Origin of the sequence: Planococcus sp. S3-L1 (assembly GCF_030063085.1) — a bacterium.
Taxonomy (GTDB): domain Bacteria; phylum Bacillota; class Bacilli; order Bacillales_A; family Planococcaceae; genus Planococcus; species Planococcus kocurii.
Genome location: NZ_JASISN010000039.1, coordinates 1 through 5028 on the forward strand (window position 1 = coordinate 1; position 5028 = coordinate 5028).

At 35.7% G+C, this 5028-nt stretch carries 3 protein-coding genes and 1 pseudogene; 1 reads left to right on the top strand and 3 read right to left on the bottom strand.

From position 1 onward, the window contains the following. Nucleotides 1-352: 352 nt before the first annotated feature. Both QMF37_RS18005 and QMF37_RS18010 read right to left on the bottom strand, forming a co-directional pair. Complete coding sequence (locus QMF37_RS18005; RefSeq protein WP_283479111.1) at nucleotides 353-2560, bottom strand: Piwi domain-containing protein; 2208 nt, start codon at nucleotides 2558-2560, stop codon at nucleotides 353-355. A 649-nt stretch (nucleotides 2561-3209) separates the two neighbouring features. Further along, the gene (locus QMF37_RS18010) at nucleotides 3210-4034 is read right to left on the bottom strand and encodes a competence protein CoiA family protein (protein ID WP_283479112.1); all 825 of its coding nucleotides are present in this window, start codon (nucleotides 4032-4034) and stop codon (nucleotides 3210-3212) included. Between the two features lie 56 nt (nucleotides 4035-4090). On the opposite strand from QMF37_RS18010, the pseudogene QMF37_RS18340 reads away from it, so the two are divergent. Beyond that, nucleotides 4091-4258, top strand: a pseudogene (locus QMF37_RS18340) (IS30 family transposase); the annotation flags it as partial. 62 nt (nucleotides 4259-4320) lie between these two features. Here the strand turns inward: QMF37_RS18340 and QMF37_RS18015 are convergent. Further along, nucleotides 4321-4761 (bottom strand): hypothetical protein, encoded by a 441-nt coding sequence (locus QMF37_RS18015; protein WP_283479114.1) that lies wholly within the window; start codon nucleotides 4759-4761, stop codon nucleotides 4321-4323. Nucleotides 4762-5028 lie beyond the last annotated feature (267 nt).

Genomic DNA, 5028 nt, shown 5'->3' on the forward strand with positions numbered 1-5028 from the left:
ACAGAACCATTGTTTTCAGCTCCTTTTGGGTGGGTGGGTATTTCGGAAGTTCTGTGATTGGTACTTCTTGTATACCCAGAAAACAATGGTTCTTTGCGCCGTTATCTATCTATTTCATATAGTAGGGGCGCGATTTTTTAATATTTCGTCCCAGGGAGCGAAACAATTTTCACAAAATTTATACAGATGAATAATATGAAAAAGCTGCACCTTCAACATAGACACAGCGGTTGCAGTAATGTCTATAATATAAAGTGTAGCGTATTGTCCGAATCTTTTAGAATTGTTTCTCTCTCTGGGGCGCGATTTTCCAAAGGATAAATAATTATATTTCTTTCGAAATTGTAATAAGTTACACAAAAGGCAAATGTGTCTCGTTAGTAGTTCTCGCTGCTACCATGCCTCGCTGATAAAATGTTGAACTAAGGTCTGCATAATGAGTAGTAGCCGGAAGTCTCGTTTTATTCAACGCATGTACATGCATGAAGGATAATGCATAGACATCACTCATAATTTGCTCAAAGCTCAATGCATTTGTTTTTTGAACCACTTTAATTGGAAGTGCCATACCGATTTTCTCCCTTGGATTCGTTGCACATAATAATGCCTCTTTGCCTCTAGAATAATAAGTGCCTTGACGTGTTTCCATTTTATTTTCTTTCGAATCGTAGTAAGCCATTCTACGTTTAGGTGATTTAATCACTTCTACAATGTCGAATTGAATTCCTTTTGCACCTAGCATCTCTGAAATTAACTCCGTGTTTTCTCTCCAAAAACCATCACGATGAATAGTTACATGTTTAGGCAATACATCAAATTGAACTTTATATTTATGAAGTACTTCATTAAGTGTATCTTTTAGAAGTTCATCACTAACTTTTTCTCCCGCATTTGCTCCACCAACTGCCGATTGCTTTATTAGTCGTCCATCATTCCCTATAACGTTAATAATACCTGCTGTGCTACGGCCTTTTTCGTGGCTGACATCAAGACCAATAAAACAGTCGGAATTTGTTTTTTTATTCAAAACCCAAGGCTGCATTCCACTCTTAACATACAAGCCTAATAATATATTGTAGAAAGTATAAGACAGGTTTCTATCATTTTGAACGCTTAACGCTATCCGTTTAACAGCTTCATCGTCATTTTGATTAAATGAAAGTTCCTTATTACTGGATAACATCTTATAAAATTCTTTTAATCGGTCAACAGAAATAACTTGAGAAGAAATATCCCAGTTTCCTCCGAATTGTTTTTTAAAAGGTTCATATAGTTCAAGATGATTCACACTCAGTACAGCTAAAACAGTCGTATTTTCAAATACTGCTTCATGCTCTTTTATCTGCCAGTCGAAATTCTTGAAAAATTCCTGGTTCAACTTACCACTTATACTCTTGGTTTGGTTACTAATATCAATTCTAACTCCATGTTTTCTAGCAATTTCTCTCAAAACACAGAAATACTTGTACACAAAAACCTTATCTATTGATTCACTTAGTGCTGTTTCATCGACAAAGAGACTTACTGTCATTTCCCCGCCTTTATAAATTTTTCCGTTCTTCAAACCATGTACTGGCCACTTTTGAGGCTTATCAAATAAGACACTTGAATCTTCTAATTTCTTTATTTCATAACCATTGTTTTCCGCTAAAAATGGTTCAGGAGAAAAGGTTAAGTACTTTACGCTGTTTAAAATATTCAATGAATCTTCCATTGTCTGTTTCATACGAAATAAAGGTTTAAGCTTTATCACTTTATTTACTGCTGAAATTTCATTCGCTTTCATTGATTTGTAACTGCACACAGGTTTTAAAAACTGTGCTGCCATCACAATTATTTTGCCATCTCGCGTTTTCACATGAGCAACTTTTGTGTTTTTCGAGAGTTGATCGATTTTAGACTTTTGGCCTTTTTGTTTAAAATATTCTACAATGGATTGATTCATTAAAGGAGAATTATCATAAACTCCATAATCAGCTAAATGATCAAAAAAATATGTGTAATTGCTATAAGGATTCGATGTATCTACTAATTCCAGTTGGTCTTTTATCATTTCATTGCGTTCAATCATTTGTTGAAGGGTGATAGTATACTCAAATTTATGAGTAAGATTAAATCCAATATGTATCTTGTTATCGATAATATTTACATGAATAGATAAAGCAGGGTAAACGAGTACTTCACCAGCTTTTTCCCCTTGTTTTTTCTGCAAATCATATCCTACCTGCTTTAAATCGAGACGATGGGTTCCCGCCTTTAATAAACTCGCTTTGATAAGTTGTTCTAATAAACCACTCTCAAAATTACTACGTTCATCAATAATGCGGTAGTCATATGACTTTGCTTCATAGCCTGCCATATCCTTGATCTCAGCAATAGCCATAATACTGCTTTCCCGGTAGACTATTACATTGTTTCTATTCTTCCATTTAAGTGTTCTGCAAATTTCTGAGACTCCTTTATATCGATCATCTTGATTTTCTAAAGGGAAATTATAAATGTGGACTTTAATGGTGTTAACTTCTTCGTTTGCAACTGCTTCTGTTACATAAGCTTCCATATTATCGCCTCTTTCACTATTATTTACCTAAATATACGGATTAAAAGTCAGAAAGTTTCATCAAATATTCAGAAATTTAATATTATATCAGATGTCGCACTACCTATTTTTGAGTTTCTAAACATAGATCAATCAATATTTAAATAGTTTTCTTTATGTCTTTCCTTAGGGAAAGACATGATTTCCACACAATTTATACAGCTGAATAATATGAAAAAGCTGCACCTTCAACATAGACGCAGCATATACAGCAATATTTACAATATAAATTGTAGCGTATTTTCCGAATCGTTTAGAATTTTTTCTTTCCCCGGGATGCGATTCATTAAATATATTTGCAAATCAGAGTTAGAAGGAGAAGCTTTCGCCCTGCCCACAGTTCCTAATTGTTCCCTGTGTTGCAAACAATTCAAACACAATTTATACGAATGAATAAAATCGAAAAACCACACTCGAAATGTTGATGCATCGAGTGTGGAAATGTATGGATTATAAATTGTCGTGTATTGTCAGAATCGTTTAGAGTTCTTTCTTTCCCTGGAACGCAGTTTACTCGAGAAACTGACTGATAAATCCCTCGGTACGATCCAAGCTATGAATGGCAGAATTCATAAACTTTCACCCTTGTTTCATAATTTCCCCTAGCACTTTATCTTCTTTGTAAATCTACAAGTTCTTTTATTCCAGTGGAACCGCTACAATGAATGTTTCCAATTCCAGTCTCTCCATCTTCTATATGTAAACAGTATTCACAAGACAAGCAATCATCGATAACGTTCGCATAAGGTTTTCCACGGTATACTCTTGATCGAATAGGACACCCATCGATGTGCAAAGCCCAATTGCGTTCGATTGGTTTTTTCACTTCAGCGAAAGTCAGTGCTCTCGCCTTATAAAAATCTGTTTTTTCATTATGCAGCCACTTTTTATAGCCTATCTCTTCAATCAGAATTAGTTCCAACTCTTCAACTGAAATTTCTCTTTTGATGGCACTTAAATCGATTTCGAGACTGGAAATGCCTAGTTTTTTTATTTTCGCTATTTTTGCTTCATCCGTTTTATGCGTCACAGTTACTTCTATCATCAAAGGTCTTCCTTTTATCCAAACGATGACATCGGGAACGATAGCATCCATTCTATATTCCAGTTTGACATCATCAAACTGAATAAGTCGTTCGTCTGAAATGAGCCAGTTGGGTCTATAAGTATTGAATTCCACCTCTACTTTAGGCAAAAGAATTTCCTTACGTCTTTCAAGGATTTCTTTAGCTGATAAATGCAAAGCTGTTTCCATCCCTTTAGCGCATTCTGCCAAATTAGCATGAGCAAAATGATGGACAGTCTTTTCTCCTTTTCTTGCGATTAAAGGATGCCTACAAGCGGGGCAAACGCAACCACATTTCAACCCTTTCTCTACCTCCGAGATATGCACGAGTTTCCCGTCTCGGAGACCATAAGGTAATTTGAATTTCATAGTTTCCCCCCAATAATTCCACAATATGTAATTGATTCTAATTAAATGAATAATACAGTAATGGCCGTGTTCGTCGCACCTATCCAAAAGGCACCGACTTCAGCCGCATGACCCAGAAAGAAACCATGGAATTTCTTTTGACGTTCAATCAAGTGCCTCGGAAAGTACTAAATTACAATACACCATTTGATGTATTCATGAATTTCTTGCCACGTTCGACTTGAATTGACAATTTACATCGCTAAAGTTCTGAGACTGGTATAAGCAATCTTGCTTTCGCCATTTCCTACTTTTTATTAAGTAGCGATTCACTAAGGACAATTTCTCTGCCACTCGTCAACTCACCCAAAGTAAAATAAGTATGTCCCTGAATAGGACCCGAAGTTCTCGGCAGATGGTTTAATTCTTTCTCTACATTTAATAAGTAAAACTTATATTCTTCTTTTTCTCCGAATCCAAAATCTGCTGCCCGTTCAGTGATATATCCTGTTACATCCCTCTGAATGTCTTTATGCAAGAATTTAATGGCTTTGTCCCATTCAGGACTAAATGGACGTAAAACGAATTCACATCGAACACTGTATAGGGTATCCATAATTCCCCCATTCTCCCGAATCGTTAAATACTGAGCATTCTTGTAAGATCGCGGGTGTGGATGTGCATGTATCAGATACTTTTTGACGATTTCTTTTGTTTTGCCACCAGGTACGGATAATACTTCTTTCATCTATTTCTCCTACTTTCATATATTTTAGAACTGCAGATTCTCAAATTCTCTAAACACTTTTTCACGAATGTCTTCTGGTGATGTTAAATCAAACAACGGTACATCTTTAGCTACCAGTTTTTCAAACCCATTATGTTTTTTCACGCGTGTTGATTAGCCAGAATCATCCAAATGAATACAAAAAGAGACACCTTTCTTGTAGACTGTAAGTGCGAACCAACAACTACAGGAAGAGGTGTCCCTTATGAAACAGAATACCATGTTCCC

Excerpts from the sequence above, each read along its gene's own strand:
- QMF37_RS18005 (WP_283479111.1), bottom strand. The coding sequence starts at position 2,560 with ATGGAAGCTTATGTAACAGAAGCAGTTGCAAACGAAGAAGTTAACACC.
- QMF37_RS18010 (WP_283479112.1), bottom strand. The coding sequence starts at position 4,034 with ATGAAATTCAAATTACCTTATGGTCTCCGAGACGGGAAACTCGTGCAT.
- QMF37_RS18015 (WP_283479114.1), bottom strand. The coding sequence starts at position 4,761 with ATGAAAGAAGTATTATCCGTACCTGGTGGCAAAACAAAAGAAATCGTC.